Below are 19,900 nucleotides of genomic sequence, written 5' to 3' on the forward strand. Positions count from 1 at the left end.
GGGTACCCGACAGGCATGGCCGCGACGACACACCGAAGCGCCGAGGAGTTCCTGCCGGATTCCCGGGATCTGCGTGCGTTGGCCGACGCCGCGCGCAGCTGCCGCGGATGCGATCTGTACCGCGACGCCGATCAGACCGTGTTCGGGGCCGGTCCGGCATCGGCGCGGCTGTTGTTGGTGGGCGAACAACCCGGTGATCGCGAGGACCGCGCCGGCCGGCCATTCGTCGGGCCCGCGGGCCGGCTGCTGGACAAGGCGCTCGACGCCGCCGACATCGATCGCGAACACGTGTACCTGACCAACGCGGTTAAGCATTTCAAGTTCACCCGCGCGGCGGGCAACAAGCGGCGCATCCACAAGACACCCAGCCGGACCGAGGTGGTGGCCTGCCGGCCCTGGTTGTTCGCCGAACTGCAGGCGATCGAGCCCGAGGTGGTGGTGCTGTTGGGTGCGACCGCGGCAAAAGGTCTGCTGGGTAATGATTTTCGGCTCACCGAACAGCGCGGGCAGGTGCTGCGACCACCCGAGGGTGACTTCGAGGTGGTGGCCACCCCGCATCCGAGTTCGGTTCTGCGCGGTCCACCCGAGCAGCGGGACCGCGCGTTCGACGGCCTGGTCACCGATCTGGGTACCGCCGCGAGCCTGCTGTCGGGCGGCCGCCGCGGATGACGGTGCGCATCGGCACCTCGGGCTGGTCCTACGACCATTGGGCCGATGTGCTCTATCCACCGAATCTGCCCGCGGCGCGCCGCCTCGGGGTGTACGTGGCCGAGTTCGACACCGTCGAGTTGAATGCCAGTTTCTATCGGTGGCCCAAGCCCGCGACGTTCGCCCAATGGCGCGACCGCTTGCCGGATGGATTCTCCATGACGGTGAAGGCACCGCGAGGACTGACACATGCCCGCCGGTTGGGCTCCCCCGAGCAGTGGATCGAACGGATCGCCGCGGGTTGGACCGAACTCGGGAACCGGCGCGCGGCTCTGCTGGTGCAGTTGCATCCGGCACAGCAGCGCGATGACGAGCGCCTGGATCATTTCCTGACCGTCATGCCCGACGAGATCCCGGTGGCCATGGAGCTGCGGCACCCGTCCTGGGATGACCCGTCGGTCTATGACATGTTGCGCGAGCACGGCGCCGCGTACGTGGTGATGAGCGGCCCGGGGCTGCCGTGCGTGGAGGCGGCCACCGCAAAACTGGCCTATCTGCGCCTGCACGGACCCGGCGATCACGCCATCTACACGGGTAGCTACGACACCGCCGAGCTGCATCGCTGGGCCGCTCTCATCCGCGCCTGGGATGCCGAGGACCGAGATGTGTTGGTGTACTTCAACAATGACCTCGGTGGGCACGCGGTGTGCAACGCGCGGGAGTTGCGCTCGATGCTCAGACCGCCGTGAGGGTGGGCGGCGTCCAGCTGCCGTCGAGGATCTGCGGCCGCGGCCGATACAACCTGATGGTGTAGTTCCAGCCGTCGGGAGTGACGATGGCGTTCGGCGGCACGTCGCCGTCGGTCGGCGGCACGAATCGGACGGTGACCGAACCGTCTTCGTTGCGCAGACCGGTCACGCTGTTCACCGAGTACCGCCCCTGCGGGTTGGGCTCGAAGAACCCTTGACGGTTGTACACCGACACCGACCAGAACGCGTCGACCGGGACGTCGCGGAACACCATCTCGTAGACGCCTGCGGCGACATCCGGTTGGGCACCGACATAGGTGGCCTCCGATGTCGGCAACCCGCCCCAGCCGGCCGCGCACCCGATCAGGTGGCGCACGGGGTCGACCTCGTCGCGGCGCCCGAACATCTTGTCGTAATCGCCCAGCCCGACGGCGAGGCGCAGCAGTGCATCTCGGGTGTCGTCCATCGACGCGATGTCATAGTCGGGCATCACGAAATCACCGCTGCCGCCGCCGCTGAGTCGCAGCCCTTCCTGCAGCAGGGCGACCGCGGCCACATCGTCGGGATCGTTGGGGTCGACCAGGATCCGGATTCCGACCGCGACGTAGCGCGATTCGTATTCGCCAGCGGTGAGGACGTGCTCGCCGGCATCGTGGATGACCCTGTTGACGTAATGGTCCTCGTTGACGACCATCGCCGACAGGTAGCGCTGCCCGGGGTCGGGCAGCGTGAGGGTGACCGGCTCGACGAGATCCACGAGGGCGAAACTGTAGAGGGTGTCCCGGTTCAGCCGGATGACGGTCTGCGCGTCGATCTCGGCGGGCGTGCGGTTGTGGTGGAACCGGCCGAGACCGCCGGCGACCACCGCATTGTCGCGGAACATCCGGTGCGTTTCGGCGCGGACGAAGTTGTCGGTGTTCACGCGGATCGACATGCCCGCATTGTCCACCATGGGCATGAACCCTGCGGTCGAACCGACATCGCATCACCACGGCCGAGGGTCGGTTGGGCGTACGGTGCTCTACATGCCGTTGCGATATGTGGATCCCGAGAAGCCCCGTGGTTCCAAGTATCACGCCAGTGTGCGCTTCGGGCGCTCACCCCTCGGGCAGTTCGTCGCCCGGCACATCGCCCGCCGCACCGATCCGTATCTGTTCCGACTGACCGGCGGGCGGATCAACATGGGCCCCATCATCAACGCCCCACTGGTGACGACCGGAGCGAAATCCGGGAAGCGCCGCCAGGTGCAACTGACGTACTTCCACGACGGCGCGGATGTCATCCTGCTCGCCTCGAACTACGGCGGCGCCAAGCACCCGCAGTGGTATCACAACCTGAAGGCCAATCCGGACTGCCGATTCGGCATGGAACCGTTCACCGCCGCCGAGGTCACCGATCCGGATGATTACGAACGGCTGTTCGGCTTGGCCGAACGCGTGTACGCCGGGTACGACGACTACCGGGACAAGACGGCTCCGGCCGGGCGCACGATCCCGATCTTCCGGCTCACCCCACGCTGATCGCGCATCCGGTCATCTGACCGCCAGCGTCAAGCTGTCCAGCCGGCGGACCAGGATGCTGGGCAGCCACTGACCCATATCCTCGGCGTCGATCCAGTCGGTCTGATCCAGCAACATCTGCAGGACGATCTTGGCCTCCAATCGGGCCAGCGCCGCTCCGACACAGAAATGCGCGCCCTTGCCGAATGTGATGTGGCCCTTGGCGCCGGGCCGGTCGAGCCGGAACCGGTCGGGATCGTCGAAGTGCTGCGGGTCGCGGTTGGCGGCTCCCCACAACAGCAGCAGGCGCGAGCCCTCGGGCACCTGCACTCCCGACAGTGTGGTGTCTCGCAGTACGTGCCGATAGTGGCCGCGGAACGGCGACTCATAACGCAGCACCTCCTCGATGAATACGCCGAGCAGTTCGGGGTGCTCGCGGACCTGTCGCTGGATATCGCAGTGGTTCACCAGAATCGATGCCGCGCTGCCCAGCAGCGAGGCGGTCGATTCACCGGCCGCGCTGAACAGCGTGATCATGATGGCCAGCGCCGGTAGCTGTTCCAGTTCACCGGTGGCGCAGCGGGCCGCGAGGTCCCCCATCAGACCCGGCGCGGGATCGTCAACGGCCTCGGCGAAATGGTCCATCACATACCCGGAGAGCTCCATGGCCGCCACACCGGCAGCTTCCAGTTGATCCGCGCTGACGATTCCGTCGAGCAACGTCGTGGTGGCATAGCCCAATCGGATGAGCGTGTCGACGTCGTCGTCGGGCAGGCCGAGCAGCCGGGCGACGACCATCATCGGCAACCGGTTGGCGACGGCACTCATCCATTCGATGCGGCCGCCGGCCAGACCGGCTTCCCAGAGCTGGACGGCGGTGGCTTGCGCGAACTCTTCGATGACCCGTATCCGTCGTGCCGACAGGTGCGGCAGGAGTAGTTTGCGGTGCACGTCGTGGACGGGATCGTCGGCGGTGGCCAGCGCGTGTATCGGGTCTCCGGGGGCGCCCATGTCGAACGGGGTGACGCGGCCGTCGTCGTGGTAGACCATCGTCGCGGTCAGGTTGGACGAGAAGTCCTCGGCGCGACCGACGGCCTCGGTCACTGCGTCCCAGCCGCATACCGCGTAGAAGCAGGAGTCGCCGATCCGCTGGACGGGTGCGTCAGATCGCATCTGGGCGTAGAGCGGGTAGGGATCTTGCAGGGCCTGCGCACCGAAGAAGGCCGCGGCGTCCGCCAGTGGGGTCATGCGCCCAGCGTGGACACCCTCCGACGCGAGGTCAACGGTGCACGGCGAACACGAAAACCGCCGGGCTGCGAGCGTGCCGGCGGGGTTCTCATCGCACACTGCCGACCAGTGATTTCACTGAGAAAGGACGCCGCTTTTCTCTCACAGTGATAAATGTGCTGAATGGACTCGCGGCAGCGCACCACACGTCCCGATGACTGGTTGCTCGGGCGGGACCGTCACGACGAGGCGGCCGAGCGGATCTACGCCGCGGCCGCCGATCTGTTGACGCGGCACGGCTACGACGCCTTCAGCATCGACGCGCTGGCCGCCGCCGTGCACTGTTCACCGGCGACCATCTACCGCCACACCGGCGGCAAGGTGGCCATCCGTGATGTCGTGCTCACCCGGCACGCCGAACGCATCCTCGACTCCGTCCGCGGGGCGATCACCGACCTGACCGGCTCCGAGCGGGTCGTCATGGCGACGACGGTCGCACTGCGCCGCATGCGCGCCGATCCGCTGGCCAGGATCATGCAGTCGATGGTCACGCCTGCCGGCGATGGCTGGATCGTCGATTCGCCCGTCGTCTCGGACTTCGCGGCCGAGATGGTCGGACTGAGTACGCCCGATCCACTTGCCGCACAATGGCTGATCCGCGCATTCCTGGCGCTGTGGTACTGGCCGTTGGGCGATCCCGACGCCGAGGAGCAGATGGTGCGCCGATTCCTCGGACCCGCGTACGCGGACGGCTGACACGGCGCGCAATGTACGGCTGACAGCTTCGTTATCGATATATACGGTCAGCGACGCTGTCAGCCCGACATTGCGATCGGCCTACACGTTGAAGCGGAACTCCACCACGTCCCCGTCGGCCATCACGTAGTCCTTGCCCTCCATCCGGACCTTGCCCGCCGCCTTGGCCGCGGCCATCGAGCCGGCCTCCACCAGGTCGTCGAAGGACACGATCTCGGCCTTGATGAAGCCCTTCTCGAAATCGGTGTGGATCACCCCGGCCGCCTTGGGTGCGGTGTCGCCTCGGTGAATCGTCCACGCCCGCGCCTCTTTCGGGCCCGCGGTCAGGTAGGTCTGCAAGTTCAGGGTGTGGAACCCGGCCCGCGCCAACGCGTCGAGCCCACGCTCGGTCTGACCGATCGACTCCAGCAACTCGGCGGCCGACTCGTCGTCGAGCTCGATCAGCTCGGACTCGATCTTGGCGTCCAGGAACACCGCGTCGGCCGGAGCCACCATCTCGCGCAATTCGGCCTGGCGAGCCGGATCGGTCAGCACCGACTCGTCGGCGTTGAACACGTACAGGAACGGCTTGGTGGTCATCAGGTTGAGCTCGCGCAGCAGCGACACGTCTGTTCCGGCCGAGAAAAGGGTCTTGCCCGAATCGAGCACCGCCTGCGCGGCCACCGCCGCGTCGAGCACCGGCTTGCGGTCCTTGTTGTTGCGGGCTTCCTTCTCCAGCCGCGGGATGGCCTTCTCCAGGGTCTGCATATCAGCCAGGATCAGCTCGGTCTCGATCACCTCGATGTCCGAGCGGGGGTCCACCCGGCCGTCGACGTGCACCACATCGTCGTCGGCGAAGGCGCGGACCACCTGACAGATGGCATCGCATTCGCGGATGTTGGCCAGGAACTTGTTGCCCAGACCGGCGCCCTCGGACGCGCCCTTGACGATGCCGGCGATGTCGACGAACGTCACCGGCGCGGGCACGGTCTTCTCCGAGGAGAAGATCTCGGCGAGCTTGTCCAGCCGGGGGTCGGGCAGTGCCACCACACCTTCGTTGGGTTCGATGGTCGCGAACGGATAGTTCGCGGCCAAAACGTCGTTCCGGGTCAACGCGTTGAAGAGGGTCGACTTGCCGACATTGGGGAGTCCGACGATTCCGAGGTTCAAGCTCACGGACTCCAGAGTCTAGAGGGTGTGACGGGCTCGCCAGCGCGTGCTGGCAGCGGCCACCCAGCAACAGCCGGTACGGTCAACATGTGTCAGGTCTGCCCGAGCCGACGGAGTCGGTGTCCCACCGAACCGCGCTCCCCCGTATCCCGGGCTGGCCGTCGGGTTTGCTGCCCTGGTGGGGCGCGACCCTGGTGGCCGTCACCGCGACGCTGATCGGCTTCGCGTATCACGCCGGCGCCGGCAATCAAGAACTCGGCGCGGTGTTCGCGACGTTCTACGTGCTGGGCTGTCTGGCCGCCGTCGTGCTGGTCCGCCGCTCGGGAATCTTCACGGCCGTCATCCAGCCGCCGCTGATCCTCTTCGTCGCCGTTCCCGCCTCGTACTTCCTGATGCACAGCGGCCAGATCAACGGTCTCAAGGACATCGTCATCAACTGCGGCTACCCGCTGATCGAGCGGTTTCCGCTGATGTTCTTCACCTCGGCGGCGGTGCTGCTGTTCGGGGTGGCGCGCTGGTATCTGGACAAGCAGAGCGCCGATTCCGCCGAGTCGGGTACCACCGCGGCCGACCTGGCCGAGAAGGTGTCCCGCCGGTTGCGTCGGTCCACCGAGCCCGACGCCGAGGACGAGCCGCGCGCGGCCCGCAAGCCGCGCCGCCCCCGCGAGTCCGGTGCGCGCGAGGCACGGGCGCCGCGTGAACCTCGTCGCACCCGCGCCGGTGAACCGTCGCGTGCCCGGCACAACCGCCCGCCGGACTCCGATATCGCCGCCTCGGCGGCCGCCGCCGACCGGCGCGAGCGTGCCGCCGCGCGGGAGCGCTACCGCCCGCGACGCGATGACGAACCGCCCATGCCCGGCGAACGCCGCCAGCCGCGCCGCCGTGATCCGCGCGATCTGCGCGAGCCCCGGCGCCGGACACCGCCCCCGCCCCGGGGATACGACGGCCCCGACTACGACCGTGACCGTCGCGACCATGACCGCCCGCGCCGGCGCCCGACCCGGGACAGCTACGACAGCGGCTATGCGGACAGCTATGCCGATTACGAGCCCCGCTACCGCGCCCGCCCCGACGAACGCCGCCCGGAGCCGCCGCGCCGTAGCCGCGAGCCCGACGACAGCCACCTGCCCTACACCCGGGTGCGCTACCGCCGCGAGGACTGACGCCGCAAAAGCGTCCTAGGGCACCGCTCGCAGGAACCCGCCCGCCGCATCCACGGCCGGCGTCGAGCTGCCCGCATCGCTGACGAACACCGCCAGCGCCAAATCGCCCCGGATGCCGACGAACCAGCCGTGTGCGTGTGTGTCATCGATATATTCGGCGGTCCCGGTCTTGCCGAGCAGATCCGGGATGTCCTGCAGCGCGGTGGCGGTTCCGCCGGTGATCGTCTCGCGCATCATGGCCCGCACCTGTTCGTCGACCGACTGCGGCAACGGCTCCGGTGTGCGGTCGGCGACTCCCGGGGAGCCCTGCACGATCGTCGGCGACGGCACCGAGCCATTGGCCAGTGTCGCGGCCACCAGGGCCATCCCGAACGGTGACGCGGTCACCTTGCCCTGACCGATGCCCTCCTCCACCCGCAGCGCCGAGGTGTCGGCGACCGGCACCGATCCGGTCACCGTCGTCATCCCCGGCGCGACGAAGTCGATGCCCAGGCCCAGCTGGGCGGCGGCCTTGGTCAGGCCATCGGGCGGCAGGTTGACCGCCAGCCGGCCCATGGTGGTGTTGCACGACCGGGCGAACGCGGTGTGCAGCGGCACGTCACCGAGTTCGAAGTTGTCATCGTTGGGGATCTGCCGGCCCTCGATGTTCTCGGTGCCGGGGCAGGCCACGATGCTGTCGGGGGTGACCTGCCCGTCCTGCAGCGCCGCCGAGACGGTGACCGTCTTGAAGGTCGAGCCCGGCGGATACAGACCGGTCAGCGCGATCGGCCCCTGCGCGTCGGCGGGCGCGTTCTGCGCCACCGCGAGCAGGTTGCCGGTGGACGGCTGGATCGCGACGATGGCGGCCGGCGTGGTCAGCGGGGCCAGCGCGTTCTCGGCGGCCAGCTGCATCCCGATGTCGACGGTGCTGGCGATGTCCCCGACCGCCGCGGCGTCCTGCCCGCCGACCCGCTCGGCACCGGTGGCGGTCGCCGCGGACACCGCCCAGCCGGCGGCCTCATCGGTGCGCTGCTGCCACAGCTCCGACAGACCGTTCAGCGTCGGCGAGGTCAGGGCGCGGTCGGCCGCCAACAGCCGGGTCTGCGGGCGCAGGGTCACATTCGGCAGCGCGGCCAGCTGCTCCTGGATCGGCGCCAGATCCTCCTCGCGCAGTGTCACGGCGGTGACGGGTTGACCCTTGGCCAGTTCACCGCTGAGCCACTGCGGGGTGACCGTCGGGGCAACCGGATTGATCAGCGCGGCAACGGTATTGACATCCGCTCCGGGAGCGACGTCGATCAGCGTGACGATGTGCTGGGTCAGCAGGTCGGCACCGGTGCGGTCGAGCACCCGGGCGGCCGGTTGGGGGGCCAACGTGCTGTAGGACAGCGGTCCCTCGTCGAGGCCGGGAGCCACGGCGGCCGGATCCCACCGGATCGTCCAGTCGTCACCGGCGGCCTCGGCGTTGCCCTGGGTGGTGTAGGTCCACTCGTTGGCCTTCTCCGGGCCGAACTTCCAGGTCGCCGCAAGTGTGAACGTCGCCGTGTTCTCCTCGAGCCGGGACTCGGTCACCTCGAACCGCACGTCCTTGCCGAGGCTGGCGTACAGCTTGCCAAGAGTGTCGGCGGCCGCGGACTGGTCACTGGTCAGTGCGGCCGCCGCGGCGGCATCACCGCGACTCAGCGCATCGGCGAATCCGTCGGTGGTAGAGGTCAACCGGTCCTCGGCGTCACCGCAGCCGGCGAGCAGCAGGGTGACGGCAAGGAAACCGGGCAGGACACGTCGCAGTTCGGCCACGAGGCCCGAACGTACCTCGTTATCCGCGCGCCGGACGGATCTCCCGCGGCAGGGCGAACACCAGAGTCTCATTGGCCGTGGTCACGGGCTGCACAGTGGCGAAACCGTATTCGGCGAGTCGGTCCAGCACGCCGCGGACCAGGATCTCGGGCACCGAGGCGCCGGAGGTGACGCCGACCGTCGTCACACCGGAGAACCAGGCGGGATCGATATCGTCGGCGTAGTCGACCAGATGGGCGGCCTTGGCGCCGGCGAGCAACGCCACCTCGACCAGCCGCACCGAGTTCGACGAGTTCTTCGACCCCACGACGATGACGAGCTCGCATTCGGGGGCCATCGCCTTGACCGCCACCTGACGGTTCTGGGTGGCGTAGCAGATGTCATCGCTCGGCGGATCCTGCAGGGTGGGGAACTTCTCCCGCAGCCGGCGCACGGTCTCCATGGTCTCGTCGACGCTCAGCGTGGTCTGCGACAGCCAGATCACCTTGTTCGGGTCGCGCACGGTGACCTGGTCGACGGCATCGGGATTGTCGACGACCTGCACGTGGTCGGGGGCCTCACCGGCGGTGCCGACGACCTCCTCGTGGCCCTCGTGGCCGACCAGCAGGATGTCGTAGTCGTCGCGGGCGAACCGCTTGGCCTCGTTGTGCACCTTGGTCACCAGCGGGCAGGTCGCGTCGATGGTCTGCAGGTTGCGGGCCGCGGCTTCCTCGTGCACCGTCGGCGCCACGCCGTGCGCGGAGAACACCACGATGGCGCCCTCGGGCACCTCGTCGGTCTGTTCGACGAAGACGGCGCCGGCCTTGGCCAGCGTGTCCACCACGTAGCGGTTGTGCACGATCTCGTGCCGCACGTAGATGGGGGCGCCGTGCTTTTCCAGCGCCCGTTCGACGGTCTCGACGGCCCGGTCGACGCCGGCGCAGTATCCGCGTGGCTCGGCCAGCAGCACGCGCTTGCCGTCAACCCGCGCGGCCACCGCGCTCGTGGCACCGGGAATTCCCATGTTGACGGTTGGAGGCATACATCCAGGGTACTTACCGGCACCCCGGCCCGGCCAGCCGTAGGCTGACCACATGGCAACAGCACCATACGGAGTACGACTGCTGGTGGGCGCGGCGGTGACCGCTCTGGATGAGACGCGCAAGCTTCCCCAGACCATCCTCACCTACCCGATGACGGTGGCCAGCCAGCTGGCGCATCTGGTGATGAAGGTGCAGCAGGACGTCGCCGACCTGGTGAATCGCGGTGACGAGGCGCTCGAGGAACTGTTCCCGCCCAAGGACGAGCAGCCGGCGTGGGCGACCTTCGACGAGGACGAGGACAGCGACCCGTACCGCAACCTGTCCGACGACGATGACGACCAGGCGCCCGTGACGCGTCTCACCGAGGGCCGGTTCGCATTGTTCAGCGAGGGCGAGGGTTCCCCGGAGGTCGTCGAACCGACGAGCAACGGCAGCAGCGGCGCCACCCCGGACGTCGTCGACAAGATCGGTTACGAGACGCTGACCCTCGCGCAGCTGCGCGCACGCCTGACGTCGCTGAAGCTCGACGAGCTGGAGGCGCTGCTGGCCTTCGAGGAGGCCAACAAGGCTCGCGCCCCGTTCCAGACGCTGCTCGCCAACAGGATCACCCGCGCGTCGGCCAAGTGAGCGAACCCGGCCAGTCCCCGGAGAATCCGTGGCCGGTGCGCGCCGTCGCGACCCGGGTGGCCAAGTGGATCGATCGGCTGGGCACCGTGTGGGTCGAGGGGCAGATCGCCCAGCTGACCATGCGGCCGGGCTCAAACACCGCGTGGCTGGTGCTGCGTGACCCGGCGGCGGACATGTCGCTGTCCATCACCTGTCCCCGCGACCTGGTGACGAACGCCCCGGTGAAACTGGCCGAGGGTGTGCAGGTCATCGTGTTCGGCAAGCCGCAGTTCTACACCGGCCGGGGCACCTTCTCCCTGCGGGTGACCGATATCCGCGCGGTCGGTATCGGTGAGCTGCTGGCCCGTATCGAGCGACTGCGCCGGCTGCTGGAGGCCGAGGGCCTCTTCGATGCCCGGCTCAAACGCCCGATTCCGTTCCTGCCCAACACGATCGGCCTGATCACCGGGCGTGCGTCGGCGGCCGAGCACGATGTCGTCGCGGTCGCCTCGGCCCGCTGGCCCGCGGTGCGTTTCGCCGTTCACAACACCGCGGTGCAGGGACCCAACGCGGTCGCGCAGATCGTCGAGGCGCTCGAGGCGCTGGACGCCGACGCAGGCGTCGACGTCATCATCATGGCCCGCGGCGGCGGCAGCGTGGAGGATCTGTTGCCGTTCTCCGATGAGACGCTGTGCCGCGCCATCGCTGCGTGCACGACGCCGGTGATCAGTGCGGTGGGCCACGAACCGGACAACCCGGTCTGCGACCTGGTCGCCGACCTGCGGGCCGCCACCCCCACCGACGCCGCCAAACGGGTGGTCCCCGATGCCGCCGCCGAGCAGGCCGGTGTCGACGACATGCGCCGCCGCAGTGCACAGGCGCTGCGCAACTGGGTGCGCCGCGAGGCCCACATCATCGAGGGTCTGCGCTCACGACCGGTGCTGGCCCACCCGCTGCGGGCGCTCGATGTGCGCACCGAGGAGATCGAGCGGGCCCGGGCGACGGCGCGCCGCGATGTCAACCGGATGATCGCCGTCGAGACCGACCGACTGGAACACCTGTCGGCGCGGTTGAGCACGCTGGGGCCCGCGGCCACCCTGGCCCGCGGCTATGCGGTGGTGCAGGTGGTCGGGGACGGGCACGTGTTGCGCTCGGTCACCGACGCCCCGGCCGGAACACAACTCAGGGTGCGCGTCGCGGACGGTGCCGTCATCACAACCAGCGAGGGGTCAGATGAAGCCCATTAGTAAGTTGGGGTACGAGGAGGCCCGGGACGAACTGATCGAGGTGGTACGCCAGCTCGAACACGGCGGGCTCGACCTCGATGCGTCGCTCAAGCTTTGGGAAAGAGGCGAAGAACTGGCCAAACGGTGTGAGGAACACCTGGCGGGGGCGCGCCAGAAGGTGGCCGACACGCTCGCTGCCGGCAGCACCGAGGACGATTGACAACGCAATCAGGTTGTCGCTCGATCCGAGCCAGGGCTTCAAAACTGGAACACGTTTCAGTTATCCTGACCGCATGGGTGACCCTTCATTGCGCACTGACCTGGGCCGAGTCCTGGTGACCGGCGGCTCCGGATTCGTCGGCGCCAACCTGGTGACCACGCTGCTCGACCGGGGATTCGAGGTCCGATCGTTCGACCGGGTGCCCTCCCCGCTGCCCGGCCATCCCAGGCTGTCCACCGTCGTCGGCGATATCACCAGCGCCGAGGACGTCGCCACGGCCGTCGCGGGTATCGACACGATCTTCCACACCGCGGCGATCATCGACCTGATGGGTGGCGCCACCGTCACCGAGGAGTACCGCACACGCAGTTTCTCGGTCAACGTCGAGGGCACCCAGAACCTGGTGCACGCCGGCCAACAGGCCGGAGTCAAACGCTTCGTCTACACCGCCTCCAACAGCGTCGTGATGGGCGGCCAGGACATCGTCGACGGTGACGAAACCATGCCGTACACGGCGCGATTCAATGATCTGTACACCGAGACGAAGGTCGTCGCCGAGAAGTTCGTCCTGGCCCAGAACGGCGAGCACGGCATGCTCACGTGTTCCGTGCGGCCCAGCGGGATCTGGGGCCGGGGAGATCAGACGATGTTCCGCAAGGTGTTCGAGAACGTGCTGGCCGGTCACGTCAAGGTGCTGGTCGGCAGCAAGAACATCAAGCTGGACAACTCCTACGTGCACAACCTGATTCACGGTTTCATCCTCGCCGCCGAGCACCTGGTGCCGGGCGGGACGGCACCGGGCCAGGCCTATTTCATCAACGACGGTGAACCGTTGAACATGTTCGAATTCGCCCGACCGGTGGTCGCCGCGTGCGGCCGCAAGCTGCCCAACTTCCGGGTGTCCGGGCGACTGGTGCACAAGGCGATGACGGGCTGGCAGTGGTTGCACTTCAAGTACGGCATCCGCGAGCCCTTGGTCGAACCCCTTGCCGTGGAACGGCTTTACCTGAACAACTACTTCTCGATCGCCAAGGCGCGCCGCGACCTCGGCTACGAGCCGTTGTACACCACCGAGCAGGCCATGAAAGAGTGCCTGCCGTACTACACCGAGTTGTTCCACAAGATGGAGAGCCAGGCGCTCGCACCGGTGGCGGCCGCGGATTCCCCGTCGAAGGACTGATGCACGAGTTCCGCTTCGTCACCCGCGGCGACGTCCGCCTCCGCTGCCTGGACAGTGGCGGCGGCGACGACGCCGGCGCGCCCGTGGTGTTCGTACCGGGATTCACCTGTGTCGCCGACGACTACCTGGAGGTGCTGCCGCACTTCGGCCGACGCACCGTCGTCGCCGAACTGCGCGGCCATGGACACAGCGTGGCACCGCACGGCCCATATGACTCCGCGGCAATCGCGGCAGACGTCGCGGCGGTGGTCGATGCGGTGACCGCCGGCCCGGTCCATCTGGTGACCTTCTCGCGCGGCACGTGTTACGCCCTGATCTGGGCGCTCGCAAATCGCCGACGGGTGCGCTCGATCTCCATCGGTGATTATGTTCCCGAAGAGATCGTGCTGCCCGACGAGCATGCGGCCATCGTGCTCGACGGACGCTGGCGCGGCACGATGGTGCACCAACGTGTCGACCGCGCCGCAGCCGTCGCCACCTTGAGTTCCGCCGTGGCACAGTCACTTTGGGAGCCACTGGCGCGGTGGGCTCCCCCGCTGCTGGCGGTACGCAGCCCCAACGCACCGATCGTCGACGACGCCGCCTGGGCGCGCTATCACCGGTTGTTTCCCGGTGCACGCCTGCACGAGTTCGCCGACTCCCCGCACGACATCTTCCGACCGGACCGCGGGCGCTTTCCGCGTTTGGTGCGCGAGCACATCGAGGCCGTCGACGCCGATTACTGAATGCCCAAGAACTGGACAAGGCCGGTGGCGCTGTAGCGCCCCGGCCTCTGGCTTCCCGCGCGGCGTCTACAGTGCCGGGGAAGCTTGCCGCCAAGACTACGGCACCGAGCGCACGAAGACCAAACTCACCCCATCTCGCTGCGGGTCATCGGGTCTGCGCCGACAATCGCCCGCAGCCGGCGCACGGTCATCGATTGGGCAGCCTCCGACACCGCGGCCAGCAACCGCCGCGCGTCGTCGGTCGGTGTCTCCGGCGGCATCACCCACAGCAGTGCGGTGCGGGAATGCGTGCCCACCAGGTAGATCGTGTCGCGGGCGACCAGTGCATAGCGATCGACCGCGATCGCCGAGTTACCGCGGATGATGCGCGACGGCGCGGTCGGAAAGACACTGCCGTCATAGAGCACCCGGTGCACCGGTCCCAGCCACCGTCCCATGACCGAGACCAGATCCGGCAGCGTCGCGCGCAAATCAAGGTTCGGTGGCCACCACGCGCCGTCGACCGAGCCGTGTTGCTCGGTGCGGCCGCAGATTGCCAGTCGGGTGGCAGGGGAAGTGTCGGCATCGACCATCGGCGATGCTCCCGTCAGTATGCGAAGCGATCGCAGACGGCCACCGAATGCTCGGCGCGCGAGGAACCCACGACCATTTCAGGGTAGCCCGCCCACGGCACCGGCCACGGCCAGCCCCGCGCCGGCAGCTACCCCTGCGGTATTTGCCTGATGCACAAGGTCATTAGAAACAACGGCCGGACTGTGCCGAATGCTCCCCGGCATTCCGTCGAACTCCTACTATTTCCGGATAGGTGCTCGATCGAACGAGGGAGCCGCCATGCCCGACGGAAAGCCGAACATCCTGGTCATCTGGGGTGACGATATCGGGATCAGCAATCTCAGTTGCTACAGCGACGGCCTGATGGGTTATCGCACCCCGAACATCGACCGCATCGCCGACGAGGGCATGCGCTTCACCGACTCCTACGGTGAGCAAAGCTGCACCGCCGGTCGTGCGGCCTTCATCAGTGGACAAAGCGTTTACCGCACCGGTATGAGCAAGGTCGGTGTGCCCGGAGTCGATATCGGTTGGGCCGCCGAAGATCCCACCATCGCCGAACTCTTGAAGCCGCTGGGTTACGCGACGGGTCAGTTCGGCAAGAACCACTTCGGCGATCTGAACAAGTTCCTGCCCACCGTGCACGGGTTCGACGAGTTCTTCGGAAACCTCTATCACCTCAATGCCGAGGAGGAGCCGGAGAACTTCGACTATCCGCACGAGGACCGCTACCCCAGGCTGTACCAGCTGGCCAAACCGCGCGGCGTCCTCAAGTGCAAGGCCACCGAGGAGGTGTCCGTCGAGCCCGATGACCCGAAGTTCGGTCCGGTCGGCAAGCAGACCATCGAGGACACCGGTCCGCTGACCGCCAAGCGCATGGAGACCATCGACGACGACATCGCCGACGCGACCGTCGACTACATCAAGCGCCAACACGCCGCGGGCAATCCGTTCTTCGTCTGGTGCAATTTCACCCACATGCACCTCTACACGCACACCAAGCCAGAGAGCCGCGGCCAGGCGGGGCTGTGGCAGTCGCCGTACCACGACACCATGATCGACCACGACCGCAACGTGGGTACCGTGCTCGACGTGCTCGATGAACTCGGCATCTCCGAGGACACCATCGTGGTCTACTCCACCGACAACGGCCCGCACCGCAACACCTGGCCCGACGGCGGCACCACCCCGTTCCGCAGCGAGAAGAACACCAACTGGGAAGGTGCCTTCCGCATCCCTGAGCTGATCCGCTGGCCCGGGAAGATCAAGGCGGGCAGCGTCTCCAACGAGATCATCCAGCACCACGACTGGCTGCCCACCCTGCTGGCCGCCGCCGGCGACCCGGACATCTCCGAGAAGCTGAAGTCCGGCCTCACCATCGGCGAGACCACGTACAAGGTGCACATCGACGGGTTCAATCTGCTGCCGTATCTCACCGGTGCGGTGCAGGACAGCCCGCGGCGCGGTTTCTTCTACTTCTCCGATGACGGCGACCTGGTCGCGCTGCGGTTCGAGAACTGGAAGATCGTGTTCGCCGAGCAGCGCGCGCAGGGCACGCTGCGGGTGTGGGCCGAACCGTTCACACCGTTGCGGGTACCGAAGCTCTACAACCTGCGCACCGACCCGTACGAGTTCGCCGACATCACCTCGAACACCTATTACGAGTGGCTGTTACGCCACGACTTCTTCGTGTTCTACGCGACGGCCATGGCGACCAAATTCCTGGAGACCTTCAAGGACTTCCCGCCGCGCCACGCCCCGGCCAGCTTCAGCGTCGATCAGGCCGTCGACAAGCTGCATGAGTTCCTGGCCAAGGATTGACGCGCAGCGTTCACCCGCGGCGCTTAGCCTGTGCCGAAATCGCGATCTGCACACGGACACCTACGGAGAGGCGCAGACACCATGCCCGGCGGTAAACCGAACATCCTGGTCATCTGGGGCGACGATATCGGCGTCTGGAACCTGAGCTGCTACAGCCAGGGCATGATGGGCTACCGCACTCCCAATATCGACCGGATCGCGCGCGAGGGGATGTTGTTCACCGACTCCTACGGTGAACAGAGTTGCACGGCGGGGCGCGCCTCGTTCATCACCGGCCAGAGCGTGTACCGCACCGGCATGAGCAAGGTGGGCATGCCCGGCGTGGATATCGGCCTGCAGGCGCAGGACCCGACGATCGCCGAACTGCTCAAGCCCCTCGGCTATGCCACCGGCCAGTTCGGCAAGAACCATCTCGGCGACCTCAACAAGTACCTGCCCACCGCGCACGGGTTCGACGAGTTCTATGGCAACCTCTATCACCTCAACGCCGAGGAAGAGCCCGAGCACGAGGACTACCCGACCGAAGCGGAGGCACCGCTGCTGCGCAAGGCGCTGCTGCCCCGCGGGGTCATCCACTCCTGGGCCACCGACGAGGAGTCCGACGAGGTCGACCCGCGCTACGGGCCGGTCGGCAAACAGCGCATCGAGGACACCGGCCCGCTGACCCGCAAACGGATGGAAACCATCGACGACGAAACAACAGCCGCGGCAGCCGATTTCATCAGGCGCCAGCACGATTCGGACACGCCGTTCTTCGTGTGGATGAACACCACCCACATGCATTTCCGTACCCACACCAAACCGGAGAGCCAGGGCCAGGCCGGTCGCTGGCAGTCGCCGTACCACGACACCATGGTCGACCACGACGGCCACGTCGGGATCCTGCTGGATCTGGTCGACGAACTCGGCATCGCCGAGGACACCATCGTCGTCTACTCCACCGACAACGGACCGCACGCCAACAGTTGGCCCGACGGCGCCACCACTCCGTTCCGTAGCGAGAAGAACACCAACTGGGAGGGCGCCTTCCGCGTCCCGGAGATGATCCGCTGGCCGGGAAAGATCAAGGCGGGCAGCGTCTCCAACGAGATCATCCAGCACCACGACTGGCTGCCGACCTTCCTGGCCGCCGCCGGCGACCCCGATGTCGTGGAGAAACTGAAGGCCGGCCACCAGGCCGGGGACACCACGTTCAAGGTGCACATCGACGGCTACAACCTGTTGCCGTACCTGACCGGTGAGGTCGACGAGTGCCCCCGTCGCGGGCTCATCTACTTCTCCGATGACGGTGATGTGCTGGGCATCCGGTTCGACAATTGGAAGATCGTGTTCATGGAGCAGCGCCGCCAGGGGACGCTGGAGGTGTGGTTCGAACCGTTCACCAAACTGCGGGCACCGAAACTGTTCAACCTGCGCACGGATCCGTTCGAGCATGCCGACGTCACCTCGAACACCTACTGGGACTGGGTGATCGACCGGCTGTACCTGATGTTCTACGGTTCCGCGCTGGTCACCCGCTTCCTGGAAACCTTCAAGGAGTTCCCGCCGCGGCAGGAACCGGCGTCGTTCACCATCAGCAACGCCGTCGAGGAACTGGAGAAGTTCCTGGCGAACCGGGGCGGCTGATGCTGGAATCGTGGCGGGACGGCCCGACGAAGTCGGCGATCATCGACTTCGTCGGGCGAGCGGCAGCCGAGGTCCCGCTCGAGGAACGGGTGGCCGTCTTCGACAATGACGGCACGCTGTGGGTGGAGAAGCCCGCCTACGTCCAGTTGGACTTCCTGGTGCGGCGACTGGCCGAGCAGGCGGCGGCCGATTCCGCGTTGCGGGACAACCCGCCCTACCGGGCCGCGGCAGCAGGTGATCTGAACTGGTTCGGTGATGCCGTCACCCGGCACTACAACGGTGATGATTCGGCCATGAAACTGCTTGCGGGGGCCATCCTTTCGGCCTACGCCGGTTTGACCGTCGACGAGCATTCCGCGCGGGTGCGGGGGTTCTTCGACGATGCCCATCACCCCACACTCGGCCGCCCGTACACCGATTGCGGATACGCGCCGATGGTGGAGCTGCTGCGCTACCTGGAGGACAACGGATTCACCAATTACATCGTCTCCGGCGGTGGTCGTGACTTCATGCGGCCCGTCACCACCCGGATGTACGGGATTCCCCCCGAACGCGTGATCGGCAGCTCGGTCGGATTGGACTTCGTCGACGGGCATCTGCGCACCACGAACCGGCCGGAATTCCTCGACGACGGCCCGGTGAAACCGGTGCGAATCTGGGGCCGGACCGGACGGCGCCCGATCTTCGCGGCCGGTAACTCCAACGGTGACATCGAGATGCTGCAGTTCAGCCAGGCCGGCTCGCATCCGTCCCTACAACTGCTGGTGCGCCACGACGACGCCGAGCGTGAATTCGACTACGTCGCCGGAGCGGAGAAATCGCTGCAGCTGGCCGACTCCAGCGGGTGGACCGTCGCCAGCATCAAGCACGACTGGACCCATGTCTTCACTTCCTGACCCCCTTCCGCCCAAACGAACAAACGGGCCCCAAAGTGCGAGTGAAAATCACCAGAACGTCAAGTTCGGTGACGGATGGGTAGCGATACCCGCCCAGACCCTCCGGTTGGGTTCCGATGATCACTACCCGGAGGAGGCACCGGCCCACGAGGTCACCGTCGACGGTTTCTGGATGCAGAAGTATCCGGTGACCAACGCCGAGTACGCCGAGTTCGTCGCCGATACCGGCTACATCACCGTCGCCGAGCGCCCCCTGGACCCGGCGCAGTATCCGGGGGCACCACCACAGCACCTGGTCCCCGGCTCCATGGTGTTCACCCGCACCGCCGGCCCCGTCGACCTGCGCCATCTGAGTCAGTGGTGGACGTGGACACCGGGTGCGTGCTGGAGCCATCCGCGGGGTCCGAAATCCTCACTGCGCAACCGGGATAACCATCCGGTCGTGCACATCGCGTTCGAGGATGCCCAGGCCTACGCCGACTGGGCCGGTTCGGCGCTGCCGACCGAGGCCCAATGGGAAACCGCCGCCCGAGCAGGACTACCGCACGCCGCCTACACCTGGGGCGACGATCCCGAAGCCCCGGGCCGACCGCTCGCCAACTACTGGCACGGCGAGTTTCCCTACCTCCCGGACAAGGGCTACGGCACCACCACGCCGGTCGGCACCTTCCCCGCCAACGACTACGGCCTGTTCGACATGGCCGGCAACGTCTGGGAATGGACCACCGACTGGTACGGCGACGACCGTTCCGACACCCCGTGTTGTGCCGCCGACAGTCGCGATCCACAGTTCGGCATCCCACGCAAGGTCATCAAGGGTGGCTCGTTCCTGTGCGCCGACAGCTACTGTCAGCGCTACCGACCCGCCGCCCGAAGGCCGCAACAGATCGATACCGGGATGAGCCACATCGGTTTTCGCTGCGTGCGCTCCTGACGGTCAGTAGGCGGCGGTTACGGCATCACCGCCGATGCCGGTGGCTACCAAGGGGCGAACCCGCCGAACCGCCCGAATGATCCTCCGAATGCGGTGCAGGTTCGCTAGGGTTCGCAAGACGTCCT

At 67.1% G+C, this 19,900-nt stretch carries 19 protein-coding genes and 1 pseudogene; 14 read left to right on the forward strand and 6 right to left on the reverse strand.

Annotation, left to right across the window (positions count from 1 at the left end):
• The first annotated feature begins 15 nt into the window (after positions 1-15).
• The gene (locus ACWDUN_RS07430) at positions 16-669 is read left to right on the forward strand and encodes a UdgX family uracil-DNA binding protein (RefSeq protein WP_449926707.1); all 654 of its coding nucleotides are present in this window, start codon (positions 16-18) and stop codon (positions 667-669) included.
• Entirely contained in the window at positions 666-1,397 is a 732-nt protein-coding gene (locus ACWDUN_RS07435; protein ID WP_449926710.1) for a DUF72 domain-containing protein, read from the forward strand. The genes ACWDUN_RS07430 and ACWDUN_RS07435 overlap by 4 nt, the downstream gene beginning before the upstream one ends.
• On the opposite strand, the gene ACWDUN_RS07440 is transcribed toward ACWDUN_RS07435, so the two are convergent.
• Complete coding sequence (locus tag ACWDUN_RS07440) at positions 1,384-2,331, reverse strand: DUF1214 domain-containing protein (protein WP_449926713.1); 948 nt, start codon at positions 2,329-2,331, stop codon at positions 1,384-1,386. The genes ACWDUN_RS07435 and ACWDUN_RS07440 overlap by 14 nt on opposite strands.
• A gap of 91 nt (positions 2,332-2,422) precedes the next feature.
• Here ACWDUN_RS07440 and ACWDUN_RS07445 point away from each other — a divergent pair, with 91 nt between their 5' ends.
• Positions 2,423-2,917 (forward strand): nitroreductase/quinone reductase family protein, encoded by a 495-nt coding sequence (locus ACWDUN_RS07445; RefSeq protein WP_449926714.1) that lies wholly within the window; start codon positions 2,423-2,425, stop codon positions 2,915-2,917.
• Positions 2,918-2,929: 12 nt separating this feature from the next.
• Here ACWDUN_RS07445 and ACWDUN_RS07450 read toward each other — a convergent pair whose 3' ends face one another.
• On the reverse strand, positions 2,930-4,144 hold the full coding sequence (locus tag ACWDUN_RS07450; RefSeq protein ID WP_449926717.1) for a cytochrome P450: 1,215 nt from the start codon (positions 4,142-4,144) through the stop codon (positions 2,930-2,932).
• Positions 4,145-4,306: 162 nt separating this feature from the next.
• On the opposite strand from ACWDUN_RS07450, the gene ACWDUN_RS07455 reads away from it, so the two are divergent.
• Positions 4,307-4,879, forward strand: a complete 573-nt coding sequence (locus ACWDUN_RS07455) for a TetR/AcrR family transcriptional regulator (RefSeq protein ID WP_449926720.1) — start codon at positions 4,307-4,309, stop codon at positions 4,877-4,879.
• A gap of 81 nt (positions 4,880-4,960) precedes the next feature.
• Here ACWDUN_RS07455 and ychF read toward each other — a convergent pair whose 3' ends face one another.
• The gene (gene ychF, locus ACWDUN_RS07460; RefSeq protein ID WP_449926722.1) at positions 4,961-6,034 is read right to left on the reverse strand and encodes a redox-regulated ATPase YchF; all 1,074 of its coding nucleotides are present in this window, start codon (positions 6,032-6,034) and stop codon (positions 4,961-4,963) included.
• 83 nt (positions 6,035-6,117) lie between these two features.
• Between ychF and ACWDUN_RS07465 the strand changes: the two genes are divergently transcribed.
• Positions 6,118-7,191 carry a DUF6542 domain-containing protein gene (locus ACWDUN_RS07465; protein ID WP_449926724.1) on the forward strand — a complete coding sequence of 358 codons (1,074 nt, stop codon included), beginning with the start codon at positions 6,118-6,120 and terminating at the stop codon, positions 7,189-7,191.
• Between the two features lie 15 nt (positions 7,192-7,206).
• Here ACWDUN_RS07465 and ACWDUN_RS07470 read toward each other — a convergent pair whose 3' ends face one another.
• Together ACWDUN_RS07470 and ACWDUN_RS07475 are read right to left on the reverse strand one after the other, a co-directional pair.
• The gene (locus ACWDUN_RS07470; protein ID WP_449926727.1) at positions 7,207-8,967 is read right to left on the reverse strand and encodes a penicillin-binding transpeptidase domain-containing protein; all 1,761 of its coding nucleotides are present in this window, start codon (positions 8,965-8,967) and stop codon (positions 7,207-7,209) included.
• A 19-nt stretch (positions 8,968-8,986) separates the two neighbouring features.
• Positions 8,987-9,988, reverse strand: coding sequence for a 4-hydroxy-3-methylbut-2-enyl diphosphate reductase (locus tag ACWDUN_RS07475; protein WP_449926729.1), 1,002 nt, complete (start codon positions 9,986-9,988; stop codon positions 8,987-8,989).
• Positions 9,989-10,040: 52 nt separating this feature from the next.
• Here ACWDUN_RS07475 and ACWDUN_RS07480 point away from each other — a divergent pair, with 52 nt between their 5' ends.
• The 5 genes from ACWDUN_RS07480 to ACWDUN_RS07500 all read left to right on the forward strand — a co-directional run bounded on the left by ACWDUN_RS07480 (position 10,041) and on the right by ACWDUN_RS07500 (position 13,946).
• On the forward strand, positions 10,041-10,616 hold the full coding sequence (locus tag ACWDUN_RS07480) for a lipid droplet-associated protein (RefSeq protein WP_449926732.1): 576 nt from the start codon (positions 10,041-10,043) through the stop codon (positions 10,614-10,616).
• Positions 10,613-11,842 (forward strand): exodeoxyribonuclease VII large subunit, encoded by a 1,230-nt coding sequence (xseA, locus tag ACWDUN_RS07485; protein ID WP_449926734.1) that lies wholly within the window; start codon positions 10,613-10,615, stop codon positions 11,840-11,842. Before ACWDUN_RS07480 ends, xseA begins: the two co-directional genes overlap by 4 nt.
• Complete coding sequence (locus ACWDUN_RS07490; RefSeq protein ID WP_449926737.1) at positions 11,829-12,041, forward strand: exodeoxyribonuclease VII small subunit; 213 nt, start codon at positions 11,829-11,831, stop codon at positions 12,039-12,041. The genes xseA and ACWDUN_RS07490 overlap by 14 nt, the downstream gene beginning before the upstream one ends.
• A 73-nt stretch (positions 12,042-12,114) precedes the next feature.
• Complete coding sequence (locus ACWDUN_RS07495; protein ID WP_449926740.1) at positions 12,115-13,221, forward strand: 3-beta-hydroxysteroid dehydrogenase; 1,107 nt, start codon at positions 12,115-12,117, stop codon at positions 13,219-13,221.
• Entirely contained in the window at positions 13,221-13,946 is a 726-nt protein-coding gene (locus ACWDUN_RS07500) for an alpha/beta fold hydrolase (protein ID WP_449926743.1), read from the forward strand. Before ACWDUN_RS07495 ends, ACWDUN_RS07500 begins: the two co-directional genes overlap by 1 nt.
• A gap of 125 nt (positions 13,947-14,071) precedes the next feature.
• On the opposite strand, the gene ACWDUN_RS07505 is transcribed toward ACWDUN_RS07500, so the two are convergent.
• Positions 14,072-14,518: a DUF5994 family protein gene (locus tag ACWDUN_RS07505; protein WP_449926745.1), complete on the reverse strand. Its 447-nt coding sequence runs from the start codon at positions 14,516-14,518 to the stop codon at positions 14,072-14,074.
• Between the two features lie 259 nt (positions 14,519-14,777).
• Here ACWDUN_RS07505 and ACWDUN_RS07510 point away from each other — a divergent pair, with 259 nt between their 5' ends.
• The 4 genes and pseudogenes from ACWDUN_RS07510 to ACWDUN_RS07525 form a co-directional block, all read left to right on the forward strand.
• Complete coding sequence (locus ACWDUN_RS07510; RefSeq protein WP_449926748.1) at positions 14,778-16,319, forward strand: arylsulfatase; 1,542 nt, start codon at positions 14,778-14,780, stop codon at positions 16,317-16,319.
• Between the two features lie 81 nt (positions 16,320-16,400).
• Positions 16,401-17,945: an arylsulfatase gene (locus ACWDUN_RS07515; RefSeq protein ID WP_449926750.1), complete on the forward strand. Its 1,545-nt coding sequence runs from the start codon at positions 16,401-16,403 to the stop codon at positions 17,943-17,945.
• The gene (locus ACWDUN_RS07520) at positions 17,945-18,841 is read left to right on the forward strand and encodes an HAD family hydrolase (RefSeq protein WP_449926753.1); all 897 of its coding nucleotides are present in this window, start codon (positions 17,945-17,947) and stop codon (positions 18,839-18,841) included. The genes ACWDUN_RS07515 and ACWDUN_RS07520 overlap by 1 nt, the downstream gene beginning before the upstream one ends.
• A gap of 79 nt (positions 18,842-18,920) precedes the next feature.
• Positions 18,921-19,775: pseudogene (locus ACWDUN_RS07525) on the forward strand (formylglycine-generating enzyme family protein); the annotation flags it as partial.
• Positions 19,776-19,900 lie beyond the last annotated feature (125 nt).

This window comes from Mycobacterium sp. NPDC003323, assembly GCF_053589535.1.